Source organism: Tepidiphilus succinatimandens (assembly GCF_006503695.1).
Taxonomy (GTDB): domain Bacteria; phylum Pseudomonadota; class Gammaproteobacteria; order Burkholderiales; family Rhodocyclaceae; genus Tepidiphilus; species Tepidiphilus succinatimandens.
In genome coordinates this window covers 48817-73343 of the sequence record NZ_SBIK01000003.1, presented here as the reverse complement: position 1 = coordinate 73343, position 24527 = coordinate 48817, and the positions used below count along the sequence as shown (strand labels likewise).

28 protein-coding genes are annotated in these 24527 nt (G+C 67.1%); 20 read left to right on the top strand and 8 right to left on the bottom strand.

Features of this window, described 5'->3' with window-relative positions:
* Nucleotides 1-122: 122 nt before the first annotated feature.
* From EPD82_RS03255 to coaBC, 3 genes are read right to left on the bottom strand one after another with little or no spacing between them, the layout of a single operon-like run.
* Nucleotides 123-566, bottom strand: coding sequence for an NUDIX domain-containing protein (locus EPD82_RS03255; protein WP_276607284.1), 444 nt, complete (start codon nt 564-566; stop codon nt 123-125).
* Nucleotides 563-1009, bottom strand: coding sequence for a dUTP diphosphatase (gene dut, locus EPD82_RS03250; RefSeq protein ID WP_028874547.1), 447 nt, complete (start codon nt 1007-1009; stop codon nt 563-565). The genes EPD82_RS03255 and dut overlap by 4 nt, the downstream gene beginning before the upstream one ends.
* A 26-nt stretch (nt 1010-1035) precedes the next feature.
* The gene (gene coaBC / locus EPD82_RS03245) at nt 1036-2277 is read right to left on the bottom strand and encodes a bifunctional phosphopantothenoylcysteine decarboxylase/phosphopantothenate--cysteine ligase CoaBC (RefSeq protein WP_141055278.1); all 1242 of its coding nucleotides are present in this window, start codon (nt 2275-2277) and stop codon (nt 1036-1038) included.
* Nucleotides 2278-2356: 79 nt separating this feature from the next.
* Here coaBC and radC point away from each other — a divergent pair, with 79 nt between their 5' ends.
* The 9 genes from radC (at nt 2357) to EPD82_RS12240 (ending at nt 9313) form a co-directional block, all read left to right on the top strand.
* Nucleotides 2357-3031 (top strand): RadC family protein, encoded by a 675-nt coding sequence (gene radC / locus EPD82_RS03240; RefSeq protein WP_028874549.1) that lies wholly within the window; start codon nt 2357-2359, stop codon nt 3029-3031.
* Nucleotides 3032-3183: 152 nt separating this feature from the next.
* Complete coding sequence (locus EPD82_RS03235; RefSeq protein WP_051240675.1) at nt 3184-3462, top strand: FeoA family protein; 279 nt, start codon at nt 3184-3186, stop codon at nt 3460-3462.
* Nucleotides 3449-3679, top strand: coding sequence for a FeoA family protein (locus tag EPD82_RS03230; protein ID WP_055422986.1), 231 nt, complete (start codon nt 3449-3451; stop codon nt 3677-3679). The genes EPD82_RS03235 and EPD82_RS03230 overlap by 14 nt, the downstream gene beginning before the upstream one ends.
* Complete coding sequence (gene feoB, locus EPD82_RS03225; protein ID WP_141055275.1) at nt 3676-6000, top strand: Fe(2+) transporter permease subunit FeoB; 2325 nt, start codon at nt 3676-3678, stop codon at nt 5998-6000. Before EPD82_RS03230 ends, feoB begins: the two co-directional genes overlap by 4 nt.
* On the top strand, nt 5997-6236 hold the full coding sequence (locus tag EPD82_RS03220; RefSeq protein ID WP_055422963.1) for a FeoC-like transcriptional regulator: 240 nt from the start codon (nt 5997-5999) through the stop codon (nt 6234-6236). Before feoB ends, EPD82_RS03220 begins: the two co-directional genes overlap by 4 nt.
* Before the next feature lie 203 nt (nt 6237-6439).
* Complete coding sequence (locus EPD82_RS03215) at nt 6440-7720, top strand: DUF2325 domain-containing protein (RefSeq protein WP_141055272.1); 1281 nt, start codon at nt 6440-6442, stop codon at nt 7718-7720.
* Between the two features lie 36 nt (nt 7721-7756).
* Nucleotides 7757-8224, top strand: a complete 468-nt coding sequence (locus EPD82_RS03210) for a ferritin-like domain-containing protein (protein WP_055422965.1) — start codon at nt 7757-7759, stop codon at nt 8222-8224.
* 64 nt (nt 8225-8288) lie between these two features.
* The gene (locus tag EPD82_RS12245; RefSeq protein WP_141055269.1) at nt 8289-8705 is read left to right on the top strand and encodes a porin; all 417 of its coding nucleotides are present in this window, start codon (nt 8289-8291) and stop codon (nt 8703-8705) included.
* Nucleotides 8702-9313, top strand: coding sequence for a porin (locus tag EPD82_RS12240; RefSeq protein ID WP_141055267.1), 612 nt, complete (start codon nt 8702-8704; stop codon nt 9311-9313). The genes EPD82_RS12245 and EPD82_RS12240 overlap by 4 nt, the downstream gene beginning before the upstream one ends.
* Nucleotides 9314-9484: 171 nt before the next feature.
* Here the strand turns inward: EPD82_RS12240 and EPD82_RS03195 are convergent, their stop codons facing one another.
* From EPD82_RS03195 to EPD82_RS03180, 4 genes are read right to left on the bottom strand one after another with little or no spacing between them, the layout of a single operon-like run.
* A complete protein-coding gene (locus tag EPD82_RS03195; protein ID WP_055422967.1) occupies nt 9485-10306 on the bottom strand; it encodes a helical backbone metal receptor in 822 nt (273 codons plus the stop codon).
* Nucleotides 10299-12263 (bottom strand): ATP-dependent zinc metalloprotease FtsH, encoded by a 1965-nt coding sequence (gene ftsH / locus EPD82_RS03190; protein WP_082438346.1) that lies wholly within the window; start codon nt 12261-12263, stop codon nt 10299-10301. The genes EPD82_RS03195 and ftsH overlap by 8 nt, the downstream gene beginning before the upstream one ends.
* Nucleotides 12264-12274: 11 nt before the next feature.
* Nucleotides 12275-12601, bottom strand: a complete 327-nt coding sequence (locus EPD82_RS03185) for a chaperone modulator CbpM (protein ID WP_141055264.1) — start codon at nt 12599-12601, stop codon at nt 12275-12277.
* Between the two features lie 12 nt (nt 12602-12613).
* Nucleotides 12614-13573, bottom strand: coding sequence for a DnaJ C-terminal domain-containing protein (locus tag EPD82_RS03180; RefSeq protein ID WP_141055261.1), 960 nt, complete (start codon nt 13571-13573; stop codon nt 12614-12616).
* Nucleotides 13574-13895: 322 nt separating this feature from the next.
* On the opposite strand from EPD82_RS03180, the gene EPD82_RS03175 reads away from it, so the two are divergent.
* The 6 genes from EPD82_RS03175 (at nt 13896) to EPD82_RS03150 (ending at nt 18542) form a co-directional block, all read left to right on the top strand.
* Nucleotides 13896-14336, top strand: a complete 441-nt coding sequence (locus tag EPD82_RS03175; protein ID WP_141055258.1) for an Hsp20/alpha crystallin family protein — start codon at nt 13896-13898, stop codon at nt 14334-14336.
* Nucleotides 14337-14356: 20 nt separating this feature from the next.
* Nucleotides 14357-14752 (top strand): Hsp20/alpha crystallin family protein, encoded by a 396-nt coding sequence (locus EPD82_RS03170; RefSeq protein WP_141055255.1) that lies wholly within the window; start codon nt 14357-14359, stop codon nt 14750-14752.
* 82 nt (nt 14753-14834) lie between these two features.
* Entirely contained in the window at nt 14835-15341 is a 507-nt protein-coding gene (locus EPD82_RS03165; RefSeq protein WP_141055253.1) for an Hsp20/alpha crystallin family protein, read from the top strand.
* 119 nt (nt 15342-15460) lie between these two features.
* Nucleotides 15461-16573 (top strand): S1C family serine protease, encoded by a 1113-nt coding sequence (locus EPD82_RS03160; protein ID WP_055424355.1) that lies wholly within the window; start codon nt 15461-15463, stop codon nt 16571-16573.
* A 13-nt stretch (nt 16574-16586) separates the two neighbouring features.
* Nucleotides 16587-17858 (top strand): nucleoside recognition domain-containing protein, encoded by a 1272-nt coding sequence (locus EPD82_RS03155; RefSeq protein WP_055424356.1) that lies wholly within the window; start codon nt 16587-16589, stop codon nt 17856-17858.
* Between the two features lie 48 nt (nt 17859-17906).
* Nucleotides 17907-18542: an MBL fold metallo-hydrolase gene (locus tag EPD82_RS03150; RefSeq protein ID WP_055424357.1), complete on the top strand. Its 636-nt coding sequence runs from the start codon at nt 17907-17909 to the stop codon at nt 18540-18542.
* A gap of 6 nt (nt 18543-18548) precedes the next feature.
* Here EPD82_RS03150 and EPD82_RS03145 read toward each other — a convergent pair whose 3' ends face one another.
* Nucleotides 18549-19430, bottom strand: coding sequence for a DNA/RNA non-specific endonuclease (locus tag EPD82_RS03145; RefSeq protein WP_157287479.1), 882 nt, complete (start codon nt 19428-19430; stop codon nt 18549-18551).
* A gap of 99 nt (nt 19431-19529) precedes the next feature.
* Between EPD82_RS03145 and EPD82_RS03140 the strand changes: the two genes are divergently transcribed.
* The 5 genes from EPD82_RS03140 (at nt 19530) to EPD82_RS03120 (ending at nt 24498) form a co-directional block, all read left to right on the top strand.
* The gene (locus EPD82_RS03140) at nt 19530-20819 is read left to right on the top strand and encodes an NCS2 family permease (protein WP_055424365.1); all 1290 of its coding nucleotides are present in this window, start codon (nt 19530-19532) and stop codon (nt 20817-20819) included.
* Nucleotides 20820-20958: 139 nt separating this feature from the next.
* Nucleotides 20959-21978: a ubiquinone anaerobic biosynthesis protein UbiU gene (ubiU, locus tag EPD82_RS03135; RefSeq protein WP_420824928.1), complete on the top strand. Its 1020-nt coding sequence runs from the start codon at nt 20959-20961 to the stop codon at nt 21976-21978.
* Between the two features lie 5 nt (nt 21979-21983).
* Nucleotides 21984-22901 (top strand): U32 family peptidase, encoded by a 918-nt coding sequence (locus EPD82_RS03130; RefSeq protein ID WP_141055245.1) that lies wholly within the window; start codon nt 21984-21986, stop codon nt 22899-22901.
* Nucleotides 22898-23329 carry a ubiquinone anaerobic biosynthesis accessory factor UbiT gene (gene ubiT / locus EPD82_RS03125; protein ID WP_082438480.1) on the top strand — a complete coding sequence of 144 codons (432 nt, stop codon included), beginning with the start codon at nt 22898-22900 and terminating at the stop codon, nt 23327-23329. Before EPD82_RS03130 ends, ubiT begins: the two co-directional genes overlap by 4 nt.
* 143 nt (nt 23330-23472) lie before the next feature.
* Nucleotides 23473-24498 carry a cytochrome-c peroxidase gene (locus tag EPD82_RS03120; protein ID WP_141055242.1) on the top strand — a complete coding sequence of 342 codons (1026 nt, stop codon included), beginning with the start codon at nt 23473-23475 and terminating at the stop codon, nt 24496-24498.
* The last annotated feature ends 29 nt before the right edge of the window (nt 24499-24527 follow it).

Genomic DNA, 24527 nt, shown 5'->3' with positions numbered 1-24527 from the left:
GCTAACGCGGCGCGGCGCCAGCAGCACTGCAGGCCGCGGCGCCATCGAAAGCCCCCGCCGCAGCTTGCGGCAAAAGAGGAAAAGGGATGCGCGGCACGCCAGAAACCGCCTCTCACCGGGCGTCAGTCCCATCCTACCTCGAGCAACCACGTCTGCCCCAACCGCGACCACACCACCGCGAGGTAGGGCGCGAAGGGCTGGGGCGGCCGCGCCGGATCGGCCCAACACAATCCGTCGCAGCGGTGCGGCTCGGCGATGCGCGCTTCCCCCTGCCAGCGACGTGCCTCGAAGAGGAACTCGATGCGGTTGGTGTCGGATGCGCGATGCACCACCGCCACCGGCGTGAGCGCCTCCTGCGCCACCTCGATGCCCAGCTCCTCGGCGAGCTCGCGCACCGCGGCCTGCCGCAGGCTCTCGCCGTTTTCCACGTGCCCGCCCGGCAGGCTCCAGAACCCGTCGAAAAAGCCCGTACCGGCGCGGCGCAGGAAAAGCACCCGGCCCTGCTCGTCGAAGAGCCGTACCTGCACCGCGGTGGGGATGGCGAACCGCACTGGCGTGGCGCTCAAGCGTGCCCCGTGCTGCCGAATCCGCCCGCGCCCCGCTCGCTCGGGTCGAACGACTCCACCGCGACGAGACGCGCATGGATCACCGGCACGATCACCAGCTGGGCGATACGCGCGAGCGGCTCGACCACGAACGCCTCATCGCCGCGATTCCACAGCGACACGAGGATCTCTCCCTGATAGTCCGAATCGATGAGCCCGACGAGGTTGCCCAGCACGATGCCGTGCTTGTGTCCCAACCCCGAGCGCGGCAGGATGAGGGCCGCAAGGCCCGGATCGGCCAGATGGAGCGCGATGCCGGTGGGCACGAGCGCCGTGGCACCGGGCTCGAGCTCGAACGGAGCCGCGATCGCCGCGCGCAGGTCCATTCCCGCGGCACCCGGCGTGGCGTACTGCGGCGGGCGGGCCGCGATGCGCTCGTCGAGAAAGCGCACCTGCACCGTCACTTCGTCATTACCCTGCGTCGGAGCGCTCATAGATCCCCCCGTTCCACGGCCGTGTCGATCAAGCCAAGGCGCTGCGCCACGTGCCGCACGATGCCCCAGGCAACCTGGACCTTGTCCGCAGTCGGCAAGGGAATGCGGCCGTTCTCGTCGTAGAGCACGACGGTGTTCTCGTCGCGCCCCATCGCCTCCTGCACGAGGTTCCCGACCACCAGCTGCAGCCCTTTTTCCCGGCGCTTGCGCTCGGCGTATTCGTCCAGATTCTCGCTCTCGGCGGCGAACCCGATGCACCAGGGCGGCTCGGGCAGCGCCGCCACCTCGGCGAGGATGTCGGGATTGCGCACCAGCTCCAGCGTGAGCCGTTCCGCCCCCTTCTTGATCTTTTGCGGCGAGACGCGCGCCGGCCGATAGTCGGCCACCGCCGCCACCGAGGCGAAGATGCGATGCCCCGGGACGCGCTCCAGCACCGCCGCGCGCATCTGCTCGGCGGTGGTCACGTCCACCCGCGTCACGCCCAAGGGCGTGGGCAGGCTCACGGGGCCGGAGACGAGCGTCACCGCGGCGCCGGCCTGCGCGAACGCCTGCGCCAGCGCATAGCCCATCTTGCCGGAACTGAGGTTGGTGAGCACGCGCACCGGGTCGAGCGGCTCGTAGGTCGGCCCGGCCGTGACCAGCACCGCATGCCCGGAGAACCACTTCGGCGCGAAAAACGCTTCCAGCCGCGCCAGGATCTCCTCGGGCTCGATCATGCGCCCGGGGCCAGTCTCGCCGCAGGCCTGTTCGCCCTCGGCGGGCCCCCAGACGAGCACGCCGTCGGCGACGAGCCGTTCCCGGTTGCGCTGCGTGGCCGGATGCAGCCACATCTGGCGGTTCATCGCCGGCGCCACGGCCATCGGGCAGGCGCGCGCCAGCGCGAGCGTCGCCAACAGATCGTCGGCCTGCCCCTGGGCGAAGCGCGCCATGGCATCGGCCGTGCAGGGCGCCACCAGCAGCAGATCCGCCCCGCGCGTGAGATCGATGTGCGCCATGGCGTTGGCGCGCCGCTCGTCCCAAGGGTCGCACCACACCGGCCGCCCCGAGAGCGCTTGGAAGGTGGTGGGCGTGACGAAGTGCGCCCCGCCCGGCGTGAGCACCACGTCGACCTGCGCCCCGGCCTTGACGAGCCGGCGCACGAGTTCGGCCGCCTTGTAGGCCGCCACACCCCCCGTCACGCCCAGCACGATCCGCCGACCGAACAGAAAGGGCGGCGCCCCGCTTTCATTGCGCTCCATCGTCTCTCCTCTTCCCCGTTGCGCCCTGGGCGCACTTCATGGAAAATGCATCTCGTCTCGTTCGCTGCGCAGGCGCCCCATGCCCATCACCGACTGGCCGGAACAGGAACGCCCTCGCGAGAAACTGCTCGAACGCGGCGCCTCAGCCCTCTCGGACGCCGAGCTCCTGGCGATTTTCCTCCGGGTCGGCGTGCGAGGCAAGAGCGCCGTCGATCTCGCGCGCGACCTACTCACACACTTCGGTGGCGTGCGCGCGCTCGTCTCCGCCCAGCCCAAAGCCTTCGCCGCCGTGCATGGCGTGGGCCTGGCCAAATACGCGCAGCTCCAGGCCGCCTTCGAGCTCGCCCGCCGGGCGCTGGCCGAAACCGCCCGCGAAGCCGACCTTCTCTCCGATCCCGAGAGCGTCAAGGATTGGCTGCGCCTGCGGCTCGCCGGGCTGGAGCACGAAGTCTTTTACGCCCTGCTGCTCGACAACCGCCACCGCCTGCTCGCCGCCCACGAACTCTTTCGCGGCACCGTCGACCAGACGGCCGTCCACCCGCGCGAACTCGTCAAGCTGGCGCTCCACGCCAACGCAAGCGCCGTCATCGTCGCGCACAACCACCCCAGCGGCGCCGCCGAGCCGAGCCGCGCCGATGCCGCACTTACCCGCACGCTGCGCGAGGCGCTGGCGCTCATCGACGTACGCCTGCTCGACCATTTCATCGTCACGGCAGGTAACGTCGTCTCGCTCGCGCAACTCGGTATGCTCTGAACCCGGAACGAGCCGCCAAGTCCACTGCAGCAAAAAGAAAAATCCGGTGCAAAATTTTAAAAAAAGCCCTTGCTACGCCAGTAAATGAGAACTATAATCAATCAGGCCTATCCAACCGATCGAATTTGCCCATCGCTACCCGGAGTCTTGCCATGGTTCCTGAGTCCGCCGCCAAAGCCTTTCCCCTTCCCGTGGCCCCGCTCGGTTGCCGCCTGCGCATCGCCGCGCTCCACGGCGGCGCCGAATTCACGCGCCGTCTCACCGAACTCGGCTTGAACGTCGGCTGCGAGATCACCTTGCAGCAACGCGAGGGCGGAAAATTCGTCGTCAAGCGCGGCGAGACGCGCTTCGCACTCGGCGGCGGCATGGCGCACAAGATCCTGGTGCATGAATCCCTCGTGGCGGAACGCGATGCCCATGCTGCTGCGTGACCTCGCCGTGGGCGAGCGCGCCCGCGTCACCGGCTATGCGCCCGGCGGCGAATCCTACCGCCGCAAGCTGCTCGCGATGGGCCTCACGCCCGGGGCCGAGCTCGTCGTCACCCGCATTGCCCCCATGGGCGATCCGCTCGAGATCCGCACCCGCGGCTTTTCCCTGTCGCTGCGCAAGGGCGAAGCCGCCGCCGTGGAGGTGGAAAAAATCCAATGAAAAACGCCTACACCATCGCCCTCGTCGGCAACCCCAACTGCGGCAAGACCACGCTCTTCAACGCGCTCACCGGCGCCAAGCAGCGCGTGGGCAACTGGCCCGGCGTCACCGTCGAGAAAAAGACCGGCGAGTACCGTTTCGAAGGCGATGAAGTCGAGGTGGTCGACCTGCCCGGCACCTATTCGCTCGACGTCGTGGGCGAAGACATCTCGCTCGACGAGCGCATCGCCCGCGATTACGTCCTCTCGGGCGAGGCCGACCTCGTGGTCAACGTCGTCGACGCCGCCAACCTCGAGCGCAATCTCTACCTCACGCTGCAGCTGGCGGAGATGCAGGTGCCGCTGCTCGTCGCGCTCAACATGGTCGACGTCGCCGAGAAGAAAGGCATGAAGATCGACGTGGCGGCGCTTAGTGAGCGGCTCGGCTGCCCCGTAGTCCCGATCGTCGCCAGCGAGAACCGGGGCATCGCCGAGCTCAAGGCGGCGATCCGGCAAGCCATCGTCACCGCCCCCCAGCCGCGCGCCGTTCCCTATGGGGAGGAAGTGGAAACGGCGCTCGCCGAACTCGTGCCCGAGCTCGAACCGATCGCCGCGCAGAAAGGCTGGTCCCCGCGCTGGCTCGCCGTGCGGCTGCTCGAGGGCGACGCGCTCGCGCGCGCGAGCGTAGACGAACCCCTCGCCCGGCGCGCCCAAGCCCTTGCCGAGCGTTTCGGCGGCGAACTCGACATCCTCGTGGCAGACGCCCGCTATAGCCTCGCCAACGACATCGTGCATCACGCCGTGCACGTTGCCGGCCAAGCCCCGGCCGACCTCACCGAGCGGATCGACCGCGTCGTGCTCAACCGCGCCCTGGGAATCCCCATCTTCCTTGTGGCGATGTACCTGATGTTCCTCTTCACGATCCGGGTGGGCGGGGCCTTCATCGATTTCTTCGACCAGCTCGCCGGGGCGATCTTCGTCGATGGCTTCGCCGAGGCGCTCAACGCCATCGGCTCGCCCGACTGGCTCACCGGGCTGCTCGCCCACGGCGTGGGCGGTGGCATCCAGACGGTGGCCACCTTCATCCCGGTGATCGGCTTCCTCTACCTTTTCCTCTCAATGCTCGAAGATTCGGGCTACATGGCGCGCGCCGCCTTCGTCATGGACCGATTCATGCGCTGGGTAGGGCTGCCGGGCAAGAGCTTCGTGCCGCTCATCGTCGGCTTCGGCTGCAACGTCCCGGCCATCATGGCCACGCGCACCCTGGAGCACCGCCGCGACCGCCTCATGACGATCGCCATGGCCCCCTTCATGTCCTGCGGCGCGCGCCTGCCCGTCTATGCACTCTTCGCCGCCGCCTTCTTCCCCACGGGCGGCGAGAACGTCATCTTCGCCCTCTACCTCATCGGCATCGCCGTGGCGGTGCTCACCGGGCTCATCCTCAAAAACACCCTGCTCAAGGGCGAGGCCACGCCTTTCATCATGGAGCTGCCGCCCTACCACCTGCCCACCGCGCGCGGCGTGCTGCTGCACACCTGGGAGCGCCTCAAGACCTTCATCGTGCGCGCCGGCCGGCTCATCGTCCCCATGGTCGTGGTCATCAACTTCCTCAACGCGATCGGCACCGACGGCAGCTACGGCAACGAGCACAGCGACAAGTCCGTGCTCGCCGCCGTCGGCCGCACCCTCTCCCCCGTCTTCGCCCCCATGGGACTCACCGAAGAGAACTGGCCCGCCACGGTGGGCATCTTCACCGGCGTGCTCGCCAAGGAAGCCGTGATCGGTACCTTGAACGCCACCTATACGGCGCTCGCCGCCGAAGACGCCGGCGCGGCGCAAGAAGAGGAAGCCGCGTTTTCTCTAGGCGAAGCGGTCGCGGCGGCGTTCGCCACCATTCCGCAGAATCTCGCCGATGCGCTCGGCGCCTGGGCCGATCCGTTGGGGCTGCGGCAGGCCGAAGAAGGAAACGAGGAAGTCTCGCAGGCCGCCTTCGGCGCCATGGCCGCGCGCTTCGACGGCGCGGTCGGAGCGCTTGCCTACCTGCTCTTCATCCTGCTCTACACCCCCTGCGCCGCCGCCACTGCTGCGGTTTACCAGGAATCCGGCCGGCGCTGGACGCTCTTCGTCGTCGCCTGGACGACGGGCATCGCCTGGGCCACAGCGACGCTTTTCTATCAGGCGGCCACCTTCAGCCGCGCGCCGCTCGCCTCGACCGCGTGGATCGCAGGCATCGCCGCGTTCTTCGCCCTCGCCTATCTCCTCATGCGCCGCAGCGGCGGCGCATTCCTCTCCCCGGCGGCAGCCGGAGGCACCAAGACAGTCCGCCAAGGGGGTTCCGCATGATCCTCTCCCGCCTCAGCGACACCCTGCGCCAGCAGCGGCGCGCCAGCCTCGACGATCTGGCCACGGCACTGCAGGCCGCCCCCGAGGCGCTCGAAGCCATGCTCGCCACGCTCGAGCGCAAGGGCCGCGTGCGGCGCCTTCCCGCCGGCTCCTCCTGCGGCAAGAGCTGCTGCGCCTGCGACCCGAAACGCCTGCAGATCTACGAGTGGATCGAACCCTCTGGTAGTATCTCCTGAACCCCGAAGTTCTTCCCTCAAATCCCCGTAAGAAGCGGAGCACCCAGATTTTTGGGCGCTGAATCGCGGCTCCTCTGGAGCAAATTCTTGGCTGCGGAGTCCCGATAGTTCTTGCAAATGAAAATGGTTATCGTTTACAATAGCACTATCTATTCGTTTAACAGCATCCGATATCCGTTTTCAGCCGCAAGGAGAATGAAGCCATGTGCGAGACCGCCTTCGCCACGACTACGCCTGCGCTCACCCTCGAGCCCCCACCTCCCTCGCTCTTCTCCCGCCTCGGGTCCCGTCGGCGCCGGCTATGGGAATTGTCGCGGGAAAGCCACTGCCCCGTGATCGGCGTCTGCCTGCCGCTGCCGCTTCTGCGCAAACTGGTCGGCAAGGCGCTCAGCCAGACAGCCCCGCTGGGGGATTACGATCTGCACGTCGGCGCCGTCAATGCCTGCACCCGTCGCAACCGGCTCTCCGAGCTGCTGCAACAAGAACTCGATCGGCGTTACGCCACCGTGATCCGCCGCTACAAGGCAGCCAAGACGAGCGAAGCACTCGAATCCCTGTGGCAGGAAGCAGTCGACGAGGGAGACGTGGCCGGTCCCTTCTGGGCCACCCTCACCCATCCGCGCTGCACCCCCGTGCTCGAACTCGCCTTGTGTCGCGAGATGCACATGCTGCAACACCAGGCCGGCGCCACCACCCGCGTCGAGCGAAGCCGCTTCGAAGCGCTCATGCAGGAAAATGCCGCCCTGCTGCGCGAACTCGGCAAAGTGCAAGAACGGTGTACCCGTCTCGTGACGGAGAAGACCCAGGAACTCGAACGACTCCGACAAGAGCTGATGCAAGCGCGCGCCGCCCTGCTGTGCCGCGACACCACCATCGCGTGCCTGCGCAGCGACTTGGCGGAAGTGCGCGAAACGCTGCCCGAGCTCGAACCCCGGCTGCAACTCAAGCGCAAGCTCAACGCGGAAAAAGCCCATACCAAGGCGCTCGAGCAGCAACTGGCCGCACTGCGCCAAGAACTCAGCCGGGCCCAGGCCGAACTCGCCGCATCACGGCAGCACAGGAGCAAAGCGCCGACCTGTGCAGAAGCGTGTCCGTCTGCCGGGCAACCCTCGCCCCACGTCGCCGCCGAGCCGCAGCTACAGGACAAGACCATCCTCTGCGTAGGCGGACGCAGCGGAAACGTCACCGATTATCGCAGCATCATCGAACGCATAGGCGGGCGCTTCGTTCATCACGATGGCGGTCTGGAAGACAACCTCGGACAGCTCGATGCCAACCTCGCCGCAGCCGATCTCGTCATTTGCCAGACGGGATGCATCAGCCACAAAGCCTACTGGCGGGTCAAGGACCACTGCAAACGCACAGGGAAACGCTGCGTCTTCGTCGACAACCCCAGCGTCTCTGCGCTTGCCCGCACCCTCTTCCCCCGACTCGAGGAGAACGAAGCCGCAAAAAACGCCACGGAAGACGCGAATCCTCATTGAATCGACATTTCTCATCCATCCATCAAGGACGAAATCATGATAGATACCCTATCCGAAGCTGACCGCCGGGCCGCCATCGAAGCCCTCAACCGTGTGCTCGAGGTCGAGCTCGCCGGCGTCGTGCGCTACACGCATTATTCGCTCATGGTCTACGGGTATAATCGCATCCCTATCGTCTCTTGGCTCAAAGACAACGCCAAAGACGGGCTCGATCACGCGCAACGGGTCGGAGAGCTGATCACGCTGCTTGGCGGGCACCCCTCGCTCAAGATCGGCACCCTCCTAGAAACACAACGTCATGACATCGAGGAAATCCTGCGGGAAAGCCTCGAGCATGAACGCCTGGCGCTCCAGGGTTATCATGATCTGTTGAAAATCACCCAAGGGAAATCCGTTCTGCTCGAAGAATTCGCCCGGGAGATGATCGTCGAGGAAGAAATGCACTTCGACGAAGTCAACAAGATGTTGCGCCGCCCCGGCGAGCTCGCTCCTTTCCGCGATTGACCCCTGTCCGGGTCGTGAGCGACACACGACCCGGTTTTCCATCCTTCAGCCCTGAGAAAAAACGATGTACAAAAAAACGCTCGCCTTCTCGCTCACCAGTCTCTTCTGCCTGCCGGCGCTTGCCCAATCGGGCGTGCAACTCTACGGCTCGGCCGACGCCTTCTTCAAATACGGCAAGGTGATGGGTGACAGCACCTCCGGCATCGACGACGGGGGTATCGGCAACAGCTTCTTCGGTCTTCGCGGCGAAGAGGAACTCGGAGCCGGCCTGAAAGCCGTCTTCGTCCTCGAGGAAGGCTTCAGCATCGACAGCGGCAAATCCTGCTGCATGAGCGAGGAAGATTCCTCGTCCAACTCCGGCAGCGAAACCTTCACCCAGCAAGCCTACGTCGGCCTCAAAGGCGCCTTCGGCCAGCTCGCCCTGGGGCGCCAATATGCCCCGGGTATTTCACCGACCCCTACGACGCCCTGCAAGGCATGACCCCGAGCCCGCAGAACTGGCTCTCGCAGCTGGCCAACCTCACGATCACCCCCAACGCCCCGGCGCGCTGGAACAACTCCGTCGGTTACACCGGCGAATTCGCGACCGTCGGCGTGAGCGCCATCTACTCGGCCGGCAACCTCGAGACGGACCAGGCGCACGGCGCCTCGCGCACCGACGACGACAAATACGGCCTCGGCCTGCGCTACGAGAACGGCCCCTTGAAAATCGGGGCCATCTACCAGGCCGTCAAATACAAGGCGCACTACGACGGCGGCTGGCTCGAGGCCTCTTCCGGCGAAGACGAGACGCAGAAAGACTGGATGCTGGGCGCAGCCTACGACTTCGGCTTTGCCACCCTGGCCGGCTCCTGGCAGCAGGGTCGTGACGTGCTCGGTGCCAGCGGGTTCGACGTCGATCTCTGGCAGATCGGCCTCATCATCCCCGTCGTGGGCGAAGACACGTTCAACCTCGCCTATGGCCAGGCCAAGCTCGACGGAGGCAACGCCATCATGGGCGAGGGCGGCAGCGTCAAGCCCAAGTCGCTGGGCGCGGCGTATCTGCATCCGCTCTCCAAGCGAACCACCGTCTACGCCGCCTACACCTAGGTCGACCACGACGATCTGCGCTGGGATCAGGCCACCGCCCTCGGCCAGGACGACAATGGCCACAAAGCCGACGGCGAGGTGGACGATACCAGCCTCTTCTACCTCGGCCTGAACCATCGCTTCTGAGCCCGACAGGGTCTCGCCCCCGGGATACCCTTTCCGGCAAAGGCATCAGGCAGAAAGCGCTTCGGCCAGATCCCGACGCAGGGCGGCGAGGTAGCACAGACCCGAGATGGCGCGGGTGCCGTACCACGACACCATTTCGCCGTCGACGAGCGTCACCGGCACGTCCGCACCGAGCAGGCGACGTGCCTCCTCGGCGTGCTCCTCGCCGAAGCGATAGGGTTCGGAAGGCAGCAGCACCCGTGCAATGCCCGCCCGGTGGACGGATTCTTCGTCGATCACGGGATAACGGGGTTCCTCGATCGCGGGCCAGGTCTGCCAGCCGACGGCTTCCAGCATGGCGGAGATCCAGGTACTGCGGGCCACCGTCATCCACGGCCCGCGCCAGATCGGATAGAGCACGCGCTCCGGCGGCAGGGAGGCGGCGATCGTGCGCGCGAGTTCCAGCACCGATTCGAAGGCCTGCACGGCGTAGTCCGCCGCCTCCTCGCGGTCGAACACCCCGCCGAGCAGGCGAAAGAGCGCGACGTTGTCTTCCAGGCGGCAGGGGTGGGTGACGATCACCTCGATGCCGGCCGCGGCGATCGCCTCGACCTGTTCGCGCCGGTTCTCGTCGACGTTGGCGATGACGTGCGTCGGCTCGAGGGCGAAGAGGCGCTCGAGCCGCACGTCCTTGGTCCCTCCCACCTTCGGCACCCCCTTCACCTCGGCGGGATGGACGCAAAAACCGGTGCGCCCCACCACCGCCTCGCCCAAACTGAAAGCGAAGAGCGTCTCGGTGAGCGAAGGCACCAGCGAGACGATGCGCGGCGTGCCCGTGACGCGGCGATGCGGCACCCCGAGCGCGTCGTACCACAAGGCCTCAGCCATCTCGCGGAGCTCCCGTCGGGGAGGTTCCGACCGTGCCCTCTTCGCCCTGTCGACCGCCTGCCAAGGCGGCCGCCGAAGTCGAGGATTCTCCTGCCGCCGCAGCGGCGTCGCCGACGTCGATCTCCCCGACGCAGGGCGGTCGGCGCAAGCCGGAGAGCAGACGCGCCACGTCCTCTTCCTCCAGGGTTTCCTTGGCGAGCAACTCCCGGGCCGCCGCCTCGAGCTGGTCGCGGTTCTCGCGGAGCACGGCGAGGGTGCATTCGAAGGCTTCCATGACGATGCGCTGCACCGCCGCATCGATGCGCTCGTGCAGCGATTCCGACACCCCCAAGGTCTCGCCCGGCATGGGAACCTGCGCGTCGAGGAAGCGCGGACGGCTCTGCTCGAATACCACGAAGCCCAGCTCGTCATCCATGCCGTAGCGCGTCACCATGTCGCGCGCGATCTGGGTCGCCCGCATCAGATCGTCGGCCGCGCCGGTGGAAAGGCGATTGAAGACGAGCACCTCGGCGGCGCGCCCGCCGAGCAGCACCATGATCTTGTGGCGCAGCTCCTCGCGGGTCATGAGGTAGCGATCCTCGGAGGGACGCTGCAGGGTGTAGCCGAGCGCACCGATGCCCCGCGGCACGATGGAGATCTTGTGCACCGGATCGGCTCCCGGCAGCGCGCGCGCCACCAGCGCGTGCCCGATCTCGTGATAGGCCACCACCCGGCGCTCGCGCTCGCTCAGCACCCGGGTCTTCTTCTCCAGGCCGGCGACGATGCGCTCGAAGGCGGCGGTGAAATCGGACTGGGCCACGGCGTCGGCTCCGCGGCGGGTGGCGACGATGGCCGCTTCATTGACGAGGTTGGCCAGATCCGCCCCGCTGAAACCGGTGGTCATGGCTGCGATCTGCTCGAGGTCGACTTCCGGCGCCAGGCGAATCTTCTTGACGTGCACCTTCAGGATCTGCAACCGCCCGTTCTTGTCGGGCCGATCGACCAGGATCTGCCGGTCGAAGCGCCCGGGCCTCAGCAGCGCCGGATCGAGGATCTCTGGGCGGTTGGTGGCCGCCAGCACCACGATGCCGGTCGAGGAATCGAACCCGTCCATCTCGGCGAGCAGCTGGTTGAGCGTCTGCTCTTTCTCGTCGTGCCCACCGAAGCCCGGATAGGCCCCGCGGGCGCGCCCCAGCGCGTCGATCTCGTCGATGAAGATGATGCACGGGGCGTGCTTCCGTGCCTGCTCGAACAAGTCGCGCACCCGCGCCGCGCCCACGCCGACGAACATCTCCACGAATTCCGAACCGGTGATGGAGAAGAACGGCACTTTCGCCTCCCCTGCCACCGCCTTGGCGAGCATCGTCTTGCCGGTGCCCGGAGGTCCTACGAGCAGCACGCCCTTGGGCATGCGGGCCCCGAGCCGGCCGTAGCGCGCCGGATCTTTCAGGAATTCCACCACCTCCTTGAGTTCGGCTTTGGCCTCATCGACGCCGGCCACGTCGTCGAACGTGACCCCGGTATCCTGCTCGACATAGACCTTGGCGCGGCTCTTGCCGATCGACATGAACCCGCCCATGCCCTGCTTCTCGATCACGCGCCGGAACACGTAGTACCACAGCGCGAAAAAGACGAGCACCGGGACCACCCACGAGAGGAGATCGCGGAAGAACGTGTTTTCGATGACGCGGGTATAGGGAACGTTGTAGCGGTCGAGCCGCGCGGCCAGATCCGGCTCGACCCGCGCCGTGGCGATGGCGACCTTCCTGCCGTCCGGCGTCTTGAGGCGGCCGGTGATCACCCGGTCGCCGATGATCACCTCGGCCACGCGCCCCTCGGCGAGCGCCTGCTCGAATTCCGGGTAGGACACCGTCTCTACGGTATTGGCCGCCTGCCACTGGCTCTGCAAAAAAAGCAGCAGGGCGATGGCAATGAGCCAGTAGCCGACGTTCCACTTGCGCAATTGCTCTTCGTTCATGCCCTTCCCCTTCAGGGTTCGTCGCGCCAGGGAATACCGGCGCGTTCGAGTAGCCGCCGCAGCCGCTCGATCTCGTCGATGAGCTCCATCATCATCGCCGCCGCGGTGAAACTCGCTTCGAAATCGCGCATCAGGCGGCGCATACGGCGCACCCGCTCCAGGGCCACCCCTTCGAAGCGCGGCGCCCCGGCCTCGACCTGCCCGGCCTCGATCAAGCCCTCCTGCCACAGGGCGCGCACGAAGGAAGGCGAGGCGCCTGCCGCCTGCGCCAACTCATCGAGCGTGAGCCAACGCTCGCCGCCCAGCCATTCGCAATGCACCACGATCGCCGTCTTCATCGCTGCCCCTCCTCACCGGCCCCAGCGCGCGCGGGGATCGAACAGCACTTCGCGCGCCATCGCCGCGAAATGTTCCCGCACTTTCGGATCGCTCGACGGGGGCAAGACCACCTCGAGCACCGCGTAGAGATCACCCGGGGGATCGCTGGGCAGTCCCTTGCCGCGCAGGCGCAGCTTGCGACCGTGTTGCGAATCCGGCGCAATGGTGAGCGTCACCGGTCCGTATGGCGTCGGGATCTGGATCTTGGCGCCGAGGACTGCCTCCCACGGCGCCACCGGCACCGTCAAGTAGAGATCCTTGTCCTCGACGCGATAGAGCGGATGGGGGCGAAATTCCACTTCCAGGTAGAGATCGCCCGGCGGGCCGCCGTTCACCCCCGGCCCTCCCTGACCGGCGAGCCGGATCTTCTGTCCCGGCCGGATGCCCTTGGGGATGCGCACGTTGAGGGTGCGCTCGCGCAGCACCACGTGGCCGGAAGCGTCGAGCTCGGGCACGCGCAGGGTGATCGAACGCGTGGCGCCATGCAGGCTGTCTTCGAGATCGATGAGGATCTTGGCGTGATGGTCTTCCCCGCGCAGGGCAAAACCCCCGCTGCGGCGCTGGCGCGCACCGGCCGCGCCGCGGTGCATGCGCCCGAAGAGCGACTCGAAGAAATCGGAGAAATCCATCCCCTCGAAAGGACCGCCGCCCGGTGCGCCGCGGAATTCGAAGCCGGCATCCCAGCCCGGCGGCGGCGAGAAGTCCTCGCCCTGGCGCCAGTGCTCCCCAAGGCGATCGTACGCGGCGCGTTTCTCCGGATCGGAGAGCACCTCGTAGGCCTCGTTGACCTCCTTCATGCGCTCGGCCGCGTCGGGCTCCTTGCTCACGTCCGGATGGTACTTGCGCGCGAGCTTGCGCCACGCCTTCTTGATTTCCTCCGCCGTGGCCGTGCGCGGCACGCCGAGAATCTCGTAGTAGTCGCGAAACTTCATTCCGTACCGCCTCCGAACAGCCGATGAGTGCGCTCCGGGCGGCGACGGTTTCTCGCTGCCCGGGCCTCTCCATTATTGCTGGCGGCGAGGGAAATTACAAGCGCAGCGCGATGAAGTACCAGTACCGCACACGTGATGCAACCAGGCTCGGGGCCGACCCGCCCTGCGGCAGCAGGCGCGATGAAGTACCAGTACCGCACACGTGATGCAACCCTTGAAATTCTCGGCGGGACACCCTATATCGATAAACGCAACGCACGCGTTCATCGTTGGTCCCGGTACCGGGCGACTCCGCCCGGCCAACATTCAAGGAGGCAGCACGATGGTCACGACACTCTTTCCCACCAACCTGTTCGAGGAGTTCGACCGGCTGCAGCGCGAACTCGACCGCCTGTGGAGCGGCTGGCCTGCGGCCATTCGTGAAGTAGCGCTCGACACCGTCTATCCGGCCATCAACATCGGCCGCACACCCGAAGCGGTGGAAGTGTATGCCTTCGTGCCCGGTGTGGACCCGGCCAAGCTCGAAGTCACGCTCGAGCAAGGCGTGCTGACGATCGCCGGCGAGCGCTCCTCGCCGATTCCGGAGAACGACCAGGTCACGGTCTATGCCAACGAGCGCTTCGCCGGCAAGTTCCGCCGCACCATCAGCCTGTCCGAGGATCTCGACCCCGACAAGGTCGAGGCGACCTACCGCGACGGCGTGCTGCGGCTGCGCATCGCGCGCAAAGCCCATCTGCAACCGCGCCGCATCGAAATCAAATGATCGCGAAAGGAGGAACGACCATGGCTGAAACCAACGTCACCACCCGCCCCGGCACCAACGTCACCGCCCAGGAAGCCCAGCGCGTCCCGACCGCGGTGCCGCGCGTCGACATCATCGAGGATCAGACCAGCATCACCCTGTGGGCCGACCTGCCCGGTGTGAGCCGCGATTCGCTGGAGATCAAGGTGGAGGGCGACACCCTTACCATCGAAGGCAACGTGTCGCTTCCCGTGAGCGAAGGCATGGAGCCGATCTACGCCGAGATCCGCGCCCCGCGCTATGCCCGCAGCTTCACCCTGTCGCGCGACCTCGACACCGCCGGCATCCAGGCCAAGCTCAACCAGGGCGTGCTCGAGCTGCGCATTCCGAAACATCAGCAGGCTCAACCCAAGCGCATCACGGTGCAGGCTGGCTGATTCCTTCATTTCCGGAACGGAAATGGCCTTTTTGGCCGCCCACCCCGGGGCGGCCTTCGTCTGACGAAGAGGAGGACGAAGTATGAGTTCGGTACTGGAGCAATGGAAATCCGGCCTCGGCCAAAGCTGGGAGCATCTGATGGAGGGCTGGCGTCAGCTATGGGAACGGGCCGCCGGCGCGCTCACCCGCTTCCAGCCCCGCGAGCGCAACGACGAAAAAAGCCCATCGGGTAACGTACCGGCACCGGCCGGTGGAGTTCGCTGGGCGGTGCTCGGCGCCGACATCTACGAGACCGACGAGGCGCTCGAAGTCCGCGTCGAGATCCCCGGGCTCGACCGAGAGGATCTCGAAGTCGAGGTGCTCGACGGCCAGCTCGTGATTCGCGGTGAGAAACGCCTCGAGCGCGAGGAAAAACAGGGGCAATACCGTCTCATGCAATGCGCCTACGGCCGCTTCCAGCGCGCCATCGCGCTCCCCGTGCCGGTCAAGGCCGAAGAGGCCAAGGCGGAATATCGCGACGGCGTGCTCAAAATCACGCTGCCCAAGGCCGAGACCGCAAAAACCCGGCGCATCGCCGTTCAAGGTTGACCTTCTCTTCATCCCTGTCCGACGGCGGCCTGCGTGGCCGCCGTTTTTGCCCGCCCCATCCCCCCTGCCTTCGCCCTTTCCCGTACAATGAGCGCTTCGCACCGTCAGGAATCCGCCGCATGCGCTCCGCCCATCGCTTCACGCTGCTCTCGCTCCTTTTCATCCTTTTCATCGTGCTCGCCGCCTCGCTGGGCACGCTGCTCGCGAAGACCGCCGGAACGACCCCGGCCCAGCCGCGCGCCATCGCCCCGCGCGGCGAGCTCACCGCCGACGAGCGCAATACCGTCGAGATCTTCGCCCTCACCTCGCCCTCGGTGGTCCATATCACCACCGCCCGCCAAGCGCTCAACCTCTTCACCCTCAACGTGCTCGAAATCCCCCAGGGGACCGGCAGCGGCTTCGTCTGGGACGAAGCCGGGCATGTCGTCACCAATTTCCACGTCATCCAGGGAGCGGACGCGGCCCGCGTCACCCTGGCCGACCAGAGCACCTGGCGCGCCAAGCTCGTCGGTGTCTATCCCGACCGCGACCTCGCGGTGCTGCGCATCGACGCCCCGCCCGAACGCCTGCGCCCCATCCCCATCGGCGAGAGCAAGGGGCTCAAAGTGGGGCAGAAAGTGCTGGCGATCGGCAACCCCTTCGGGCTGGACCAGAGCCTTACCACCGGCGTGGTGAGCGCCCTCAATCGGGAGATCGAATCCGTCACCGGCCGCACCATCCGCGGCGTGATCCAGACCGATGCGGCCATCAATCCTGGCAACTCCGGCGGGCCGCTTCTCGATAGCGCCGGTCGGCTCATCGGCGTCAATACCGCCATCTACAGCCCCAGCGGCGCTTCTGCCGGCATCGGCTTCGCCATCCCCGTCGACGAGGTCAACCGCATCGTGCCGCGGCTCATCCGCGAGGGACGCATCCGCCGTCCCGTGCTCGGCATCGCCGCGGCCTCCCCCGCCTTCAACAAGGCCCTGGGCCTTCCGCCTGGAGTGGCCATCCTGCGCGTCGACCCCGATGGGCCGGCGGCGCGCGCAGGGCTCAAACCCTTCGTTCCGGTCACCGAGGGCAGCGTCGTGGTGGGCGATCTGATCGTGGCCATCGACGGCACGCCTACGCCCGATCTCGACACGCTCCTCGACGCGCTCGAGCGCTACCGGCCCGGCGACACCGTAACGCTCGACGTGCTGCGCGGCACCGAACGGCGCCAGGTTGCCGTCACCCTGGATTCCTCTTCCTGATCCTTTCTTCGGCATGAACCGCATCTTCGCCGCTTTCCTGCTGATCGCCTTTGCGACTGGCGCCGGCCGCGAGCTCACGGGCACGCCGGGCGTGATGATGGCCATGAGCAAGGCCGTCATCGACGCTTCACGCGCCGCCGTCGAGCTCGCCCTGGGGCTGGTGGGCGTGATGGCCTTCTTCCTTGGCTTGATGAAGATTGCCGAACAAGGCGGATTGCTCACCGGCATCGCCCGCCTCATCGCCCCGCTCATGCGCCGGCTCTTCCCCGAAGTGCCGCCGCAGCACCCGGCCATGGGCGCCATGATCATGAACTTCTCGGCGAACCTGCTGGGGCTGGGCAACGCGGCCACGCCTTTCGGCATCCGCGCCATGCAGGAGCTCGACCGGCTCAATCCCCATCCCGGAACGGCCACCGACGCCATGGTGCGCTTCCTCGCGATCAACACCTCCGGCCTGGCGCTGCTTCCCACCGGCGTGATCGCCCTGCGCGCGGCCGCCGGTAGCAGCGACCCAGCCGCCATCCTGCCCACCACCCTCTTTGCCACCACCTGCGCCACGCTGGCGGCGGTGTTCCTCACACCGCTCTTCGCCCGCTTCTTTCCCGCGCCACGCATTGCCCCGGCGCCAATGTCCCAGCCTGCGCAGGCGCAAGCGGACGAAGAGGCAGCGCTCGCCCCCTTGCCGCGCTGGGCAGGCTGGGCGGCGGCGCTCTCCTTCGTCGCTCTCATCGTCGCCAGCGTACGCTACGGCCAGATCGTCTCGGCCTGGATCGTCCCTTCGCTCATCGTGGCATTCATCGTGTATGGCCTCACGCGCGGCGTGGCGGTCTATGAGAGTTTCGTCGACGGGGCCAAGGACGGCTTCCAGGTGGCGCTGCGCATCATTCCTTATCTAGTCGCCATCCTCGCGGCCACGGCGCTGCTGCGCGCAAGCGGCGCCCTGCCTTTCTTCGTCGCCCTGCTCGCCCCGATCACCGAGCCGCTGGGCCTTCCCGCCGAAGTGCTGCCCATGGCCATTCTGCGGCCGCTGTCGGGCTCCGGGGCTTTCGCGCTCCTTGCCGATCTCCTCAAGGACCCGAGCGTCGGCCCCGACAGCTATGCCGGCTGGCTCGCCTCCACCCTGCAGGGCTCGACCGAGACCACCTTCTACGTGCTGGCGGTCTACTTCGGCGCCGTCGGCATCAAGAAGATGCGCCACGCCATCGCCGCGGGGCTCACGGCGGATCTGGCCGGAGTGGCCGCGGCGGTTTTCATCTGTTCCTGGCTTTACCCGGGCGCTGCGTGAGGCGCCTCGCTGCTACAATATCGGCATTCCTTGCCGCGGATGCTCGCCATGCTCCACGTTCTCGTCATTCCCGTGACGCCCTTCGAGCAGAATTGCTCGCTGCTGTGGTGCGACCGCACCGGTGAGGCCGCCGTCATCGATCCGGGCGGAGACCTCGAGCGCATCGAAGAGGCGATCCGCACCCGCAATCTGAACGTGCGCCAGATCCTGCTCACCCATGGGCACATCGACCACGCCGCCGGGGCCCCGGAACTTGCCCGGCGCCTGGGTGGCATACCCATCCTCGGGCCGCAAGAAGAAGAACGTTTCTGGCTGCAGGCGCTGCCGGAGCAGGCGCGTACCTTCGGTTTCGGCAAGGTCGAAGCCTTCCTGCCCGATCGCTGGCTCGAAGAGGGCGACACAGTATCCATCGGAGAACACACGCTGGAAGTCCTCCACGTCCCCGGCCACACGCCGGGGCACGTGGTCTACTTCGCGCCCGACGAGCGGCTCGCCTTCGTGGGCGACGTGCTCTTCGCCGGCTCCATCGGGCGCACCGATTTTCCCCGCGGCGATCACCGACAGCTCATCAGCGGCATCCTCGCCAAGCTGCTGCCCTTGGGCGACGACGTACGTTTCGTGCCGGGGCATGGGCCGATGTCGACCTTCGGCGAAGAGCGCCTGAACAACCCCTTCCTCGTCTAGCCTCGCTCATTCGGCCCGATAGCGCCCCGGAGCGCGGGCCCATTCTTCGGTGAGCCCCCAGGCTTGGGCGTCCGGCGCGGCCGTCTCCAGTCGCTCCTGCTCCTGCGTAGGCAAATCGGGGAAGAAGTCGATTCCCGTGGCCTGCTCGATCGCCCGCACCGTGGTGAGATATGCCCGCAGGTCGGCCTGCGGTGGCGTGTCTTGCGGCATGAGAAAGGCGAGCGCCCGCCGTCGCCCCTCCTCGTCCTCGCCCCAGAAGATGCGGAAGAACGCTCTGGGGATCGCGATCCATTCCGGGGAAAAACGCGGCGGATTCTCGTCGAACACCGGCCCCACCACCACCCACAGCACGCGCGAATTCGGTGCGAAGCGGTCGGCCTCCACCGCCTCCAGCCGCTGCCAGCTTCCCTGGTTGAGTTGCGGGCGCTGCGGCGCGACGTTGGAGAGCAGAAACGTGGCGCGCTGCGCTTCAGGCCCATAGCGGGTGCCGATCAGGAAATTCGGCGCCATGTGCCCGCGGTCAAACCCCGAGCCGCGGTAGGATTCGTGCCGCACGCAATGCCAGCCCAGACGGCAGCGCAGAGTGCGGGGATCCGGCTCGAACTGCGCCGGACGCCGTTGCAGGCGATGACCCGGCGGCGGATCGGCGCGATAGGCCACCCAGCGCGGTACGCCATGCCATTCGGAATAACCGACGACGAAACCCGGATTGACGAGTTCGGTGGTGAGCAGCCGGTCGACGGTGTCGCGCACGCGCGGCCAGCCGCCGGGCGAATCCTGTGGCAGGGCGCTGCGCCCCGTCCACAGCCAAACGAAGAGCAGCAACAGCGCCAGCAGCGCCACGGCGCCCGAGCGCCCCACCCCTCGCCTTCCGCGCTTCACGCCCACTTCATTTCCTTTCCTCCGGATGCCAGGAAGCGATTATATCGATTGCCTTCCTTCGCTGACTTTTCCTACAATGCAGCGTCTTCGTTGGACGCCATCTCCATGCTCGAACGCCTCTTCCAGCTCAAGGCCCACGGCACCGACGTGCGCACCGAAGTGCTCGCGGGGCTCACCACCTTCCTGACGATGGCCTACATCGTCTTCGTCAACCCCGAGATCCTCGGCTCGGCCGGCATGCCGCGCGAAGCCGTCTTCACCGCCACGTGCCTCGCGGCGGCGATCGGCTCGGCCATCATGGGGCTGTACGCCAACTACCCCATCGCCCTCGCCCCGGGCATGGGGCTCAACGCCTACTTCGCCTTCGTCGTGGTCGGAACGCTCGGCTATTCCTGGCAGACGGCGCTCGGAGCCGTCTTCATCTCCGGCTGCCTTTTCCTCATCGTTTCCGCGCTGCGCATCCGCGAGTGGATCATCGACGCCATCCCCGCCAGTCTCAAGTTCGCCATCTCGGCCGGCGTGGGATTCTTCCTCGCGCTCATCGGCCTGAAGAACGCGGGGCTAGTGGCGGCGCACCCGGCCACCTTCGTCACGCTCGGCGACCTGCACCGCCTGCCGGTGCTGCTCGCCGTGATCGGTTTCCTCGCCATCCTGGCGCTGGAAGCACGCCGCGTCACCGGCGCGGTGGTGATCGCCATCCTCGGGGTGACACTCGCCGCCGTGGCCCTGGGGCTCGTCCCTTTCAAGGGCCTCTTCGCCCCGCCGCCCTCGCTCGCCCCCACCTTTCTGGCCATGGACATCAAAGGGGCGATCGACACGGGCATCCTCTCCATCGTGCTCACTTTCTTCCTCGTGGAACTCTTCGACGCCTCCGGCACGCTCATCGCCGTGGCCCAGCGCGCGAAGCTGCTCGACGCCCAAGGCCGCCTGCCGCGCCTGGGGCGGGCGCTCATGGCCGACTCCACCGCCATCGTGCTCGGCGCGGCGCTGGGGACGTCCTCGACCACCACCTACCTCGAATCGGCCGCCGGAGCCTCGGTGGGCGGGCGCACGGGGCTCACCGCCGTGGTGGTGGCGATCCTCTTCCTCGCCATGCTCGTGTTCTCCCCGCTCGCGGCCATGGTCCCGGCCTATGCCACCGCGCCGGCGCTCCTCTACGTGGCCATCCTCATGGCGCGCGGGCTGGCGCAGGTGCAGTGGGACGACCTCACCGAAGCGGCACCGGCAGCGGTCACCGCCATCACCATCCCCTTCACCTTCTCGGTGGCCAACGGTCTGGCCTTCGGTTTCATCACCTACACCGCCCTCAAGCTCCTCACCGGGCGCGTGCGCGAGCTGCCGCTCGCCGTAGCCGTGATCGCCGGCGTGTTCCTGCTCAAGTTCGCCCTGCTCTGACTTTCGGGCGCCGCACCCGACAGCGAGGGTCGCGCCCCGAATCACCCCCATCGGGGCTCGACCTTGACTTCCGTCAAGGACGGCATCGCCCTCGCGCGCTATCCTGCGAACTTTCCGAGTCGGATTCCTGCGCCCGATGATGAATTCCTCCCGCGTGCGCCGCCCTGAACTCGTCTGCCCCGCCGGCAACCCGGCCATGCTCAAGGCCGCCGTCGAACACGGAGCGGACGCCGTCTATCTCGGCTTCAAGGACGCCACCAACGCGCGCAACTTCAACGGCCTCAATTTCGACGAACGCAGCCTCGCGCAGGCGATCGAGCTGGCGCATGCGCACGGCTGCCGCGTCTTCCTCGCCCTCAACACCTATCCCCAAGCCGAGGGGTGGGCCCACTGGACGGCGGCGGTCGACCGGGCCGCGGCGCTCGGGGTCGACGCCCTCATCCTTGCCGATCTCGGCCTGCTGGCCCATGCGCGCGAGCGCCATCCCGAGCTGCGTATACACCTGTCGGTCCAAGGCTCGGCCACGAACCACGAGGCGCTCGCCTTCTATCACGAGCGCTACGGCATCGAGCGCGCCGTGCTGCCGCGCGTGCTCTCGCTCGAACAAGTGGCGCAAGTGGTGCGGCAGAGCCCCGTGGCGGTCGAGGTCTTCGGCTTCGGCGGGCTGTGCGTGATGGTCGAGGGGCGCTGCGCGCTGTCGGCCTACGCCACCGGACAGTCGCCCAACTGCCACGGCGCCTGCTCGCCGGCCAAATTCGTGCGCTGGGACGAAACGCCGCAAGGGCTGGAGGCGCGGCTCAACGGCTTTCTCATCGACCGCTACGCCCCTGAGGAACCGGCCGGCTACCCCACCCTGTGCAAGGGCCGTTTCGCGGTGGGGGGACACACTTACTACGCCATCGAGGAGCCCACCAGCCTCAACACGCTGGAGCTGCTGCCGCGCCTCATCGAGATCGGCGTCGCCGCCATCAAGATCGAAGGCCGTCAGCGCAGCGCGGCCTACGTGGCGCAGGTCACCCGCGTGTGGCGCGAAGCGATCGACGCTGCCCTCGCCGCCCCCCAGGATTTCTCCCCACACCCGCAGTGGCTCGCCGCGCTCGACCGTGTCAGCGAAGGCGCGAGCCACACGCTGGGCGCCTATTCCCGGCCGTGGAAATGACCTCCATGAACCCGCTTTCGTTCGAACTGGTGCTCGCACCCATCCCCTACTTCTGGCCGCGCGGGCGTGTCCTTTCCTTCTACGAGGCGATCGCCGAAGCGCCCGTCGACGCCGTCGTGCTCGGCGAGACCGTCTGTGCCCGCCGCGCCGAGCTGCGCCTGCCCGACTGGATCGCGCTCGGACGCGACCTCGCCGCCGCAGGCAAGCGCGTCGTCCTCGCCGGCTACGCCCTCATCGAATCCGAATCGCACCTCAAATGGGTGCGCCGCCTGGTGGAACAGGACGAATTCGCCGTCGAGGCGAACGAGATGGGCACGGTGCGCCTGCTCGCGGCCGCCGGCCGCCGCGACTGGATCGCCGGCGCCTCGCTCAACGTCTACAATCCCCATGCGCTCGCGCAGCTCCATGAGGCCGGGGCGCGCCGCTGGCTGCCGCCGCCGGAGCTCTCCCGCGCGGCGCTCGCGCACCTGCTGGAGGGTTTCACCGCTCTGGAGCAGGGAACGATCGAAACCGAACTGCCGGTATGGGGCCCCCTTGCGCTGGCGCATTCGGCGCGCTGCTTCACCGCCCGCCATTACCGGCTGCAGAAGGACGCCTGCGAATTCCGCTGCCTGGCGCATCCAGCCGGACTGCCGCTCGCCACGCGCGAGGGGGCCGACTTCCTCGTGCTCAACGGCGTGCAGGTGCTCTCTGCCCGCCCCTGGTCCTTGATAGACCGCCTGGACGAAGCCACCGCGCTCGCCCAGGCTCTGCGCCTCGTGCCCGCCCCCGAAGGCACCCTCGAGCGGATCGCCGCCCTCGACCGCGCCCGACGCCTGGGTGAAATGCCCGCGCCCGAGCCAGAGTCGTGCAACGGCTTCTGGTACGGTGAAAGCGGCTTCGCGTACCGCGCCCCCTCTTCTTCCCCTCTTGCCGCCCGATGATGAAAGACGACCGCTTCGTCATTCCGCCCGCACTCGCCCGGATCGTCTCCCGCCTGCCGCAGACCCCGCCGGCGGCCGTGCTCGCCTTCGCCCTTGACCGCCTGCTCTTTCCCCGGCTGCCGCTGCCGGAGCTCGACGCGCTCCTCGAGCAACCGCTGCGCATCGAGGTGAGCGACCTCGGCTTGCGGCTCGCCCTCACCCTCACCCGACGTGGTTTTCGCCCCCTGCCAGCGCACGTCGCGCCGCGTCTGACGCTGCGCGCCACCACCCGCGACTTCCTCGCCCTGCTGCGCCGGGAAGAAGACGCCGACACGCTTTTCTTCCAGCGGCGCCTGGCGCTTTCCGGCGACACCGAACTGGGGCTGCTCGTGAAGAACACGCTGGATGCGATCGAGATCGAACTGCCGTTCCTGCCGCGTCCTCGGTAACGAAGCGGAAACCCTGTCGCGAATCGGCAACGCCTCTCGGCGGTAACTTTGATCCAGCGCAAACTTCGGCGCTTTTTCCCTGTGGAAAAAGAGAAGGTAGGCTAAAGTCGCCTTACAGATTTTTCTTCCGCCGGAGGTCCTTCATGATGCGCAAACCCTTGTTCGCCGCGATCGCCGCCGTCTTCGCCGTCTCCGCCGTCCAGGCGGCCCAGCCCAGCCTCTCTGCCGAACTGCGCGAAAAGGCCAAGGCCATCATCCAGCCGATCGAACCAGCGAAGATCGATCATCCGGCCAAGGTCGACCTCGGCCGCCAGCTCTTCTTCGAGCCGCGCCTGTCGCTATCCGGCATCATCTCCTGCAACACCTGCCACAACCTGTCGCTGGGCGGAGTGGATAACCTCAAGACTTCCATCGGTCACAAATGGCAACCGGGGCCGGTCAATGCCCCCACCGTCTTCAACTCCTCGCTCAACATCGCCCAGTTCTGGGACGGACGCGCCGCCAATCTGCAGGAACAGGCCGCCGGCCCGATCCAGGCGCCGGTCGAGATGGCCATGCCCCACACGCTCGCCGTGGCCGTGATCCAGTCCATCCCCGGTTACGTCGAAACGATTAAAACCATCTATGACACCGACGTCGTCACCCTCGATCACATCACCGATGCGATGGCCGAGTTCGAGAAGACGCTGGTCACGCCCAACGCCCGTTTCGACAAGTGGCTCAAGGGCGACGACAAGGCGCTCACCGCCACCGAGCTCGAGGGCTTCAAGATCTTCTATGAGAGCGGCTGCATCGCCTGCCACAACGGCCCCAACCTCGGCGGCAATTCCTTCCAGAAACTCGGCGTGGTCGAACCGTACAAATCGACTTCGCCGGCCGAAGGTCGAGCGGCGGTGACGAAAAAAGACGAGGATCGCTGGTACTTCAAGGTGCCGACGCTGCGTAACGTGGAACTTACCTACCCCTACTTCCACGACGGCGAGGCAGCCACGCTGGAAGATGCGGTCACCCTCATGGGGCGACTGCAGCTCGGCCGCACCTTCACCGCCGACGAGCTGAAGAAAGTCGTCGCCTTCCTGCACACCCTCACCGGCGAACGGCCGCAGATGCCTTTGCCGCTGCTGCCGCCTTCCGGTCCGAACACGCCGCGGCCCGATCCCTTCAAGTGATTCTCCGCGCGGCGCCCAAGGGCGCCGCG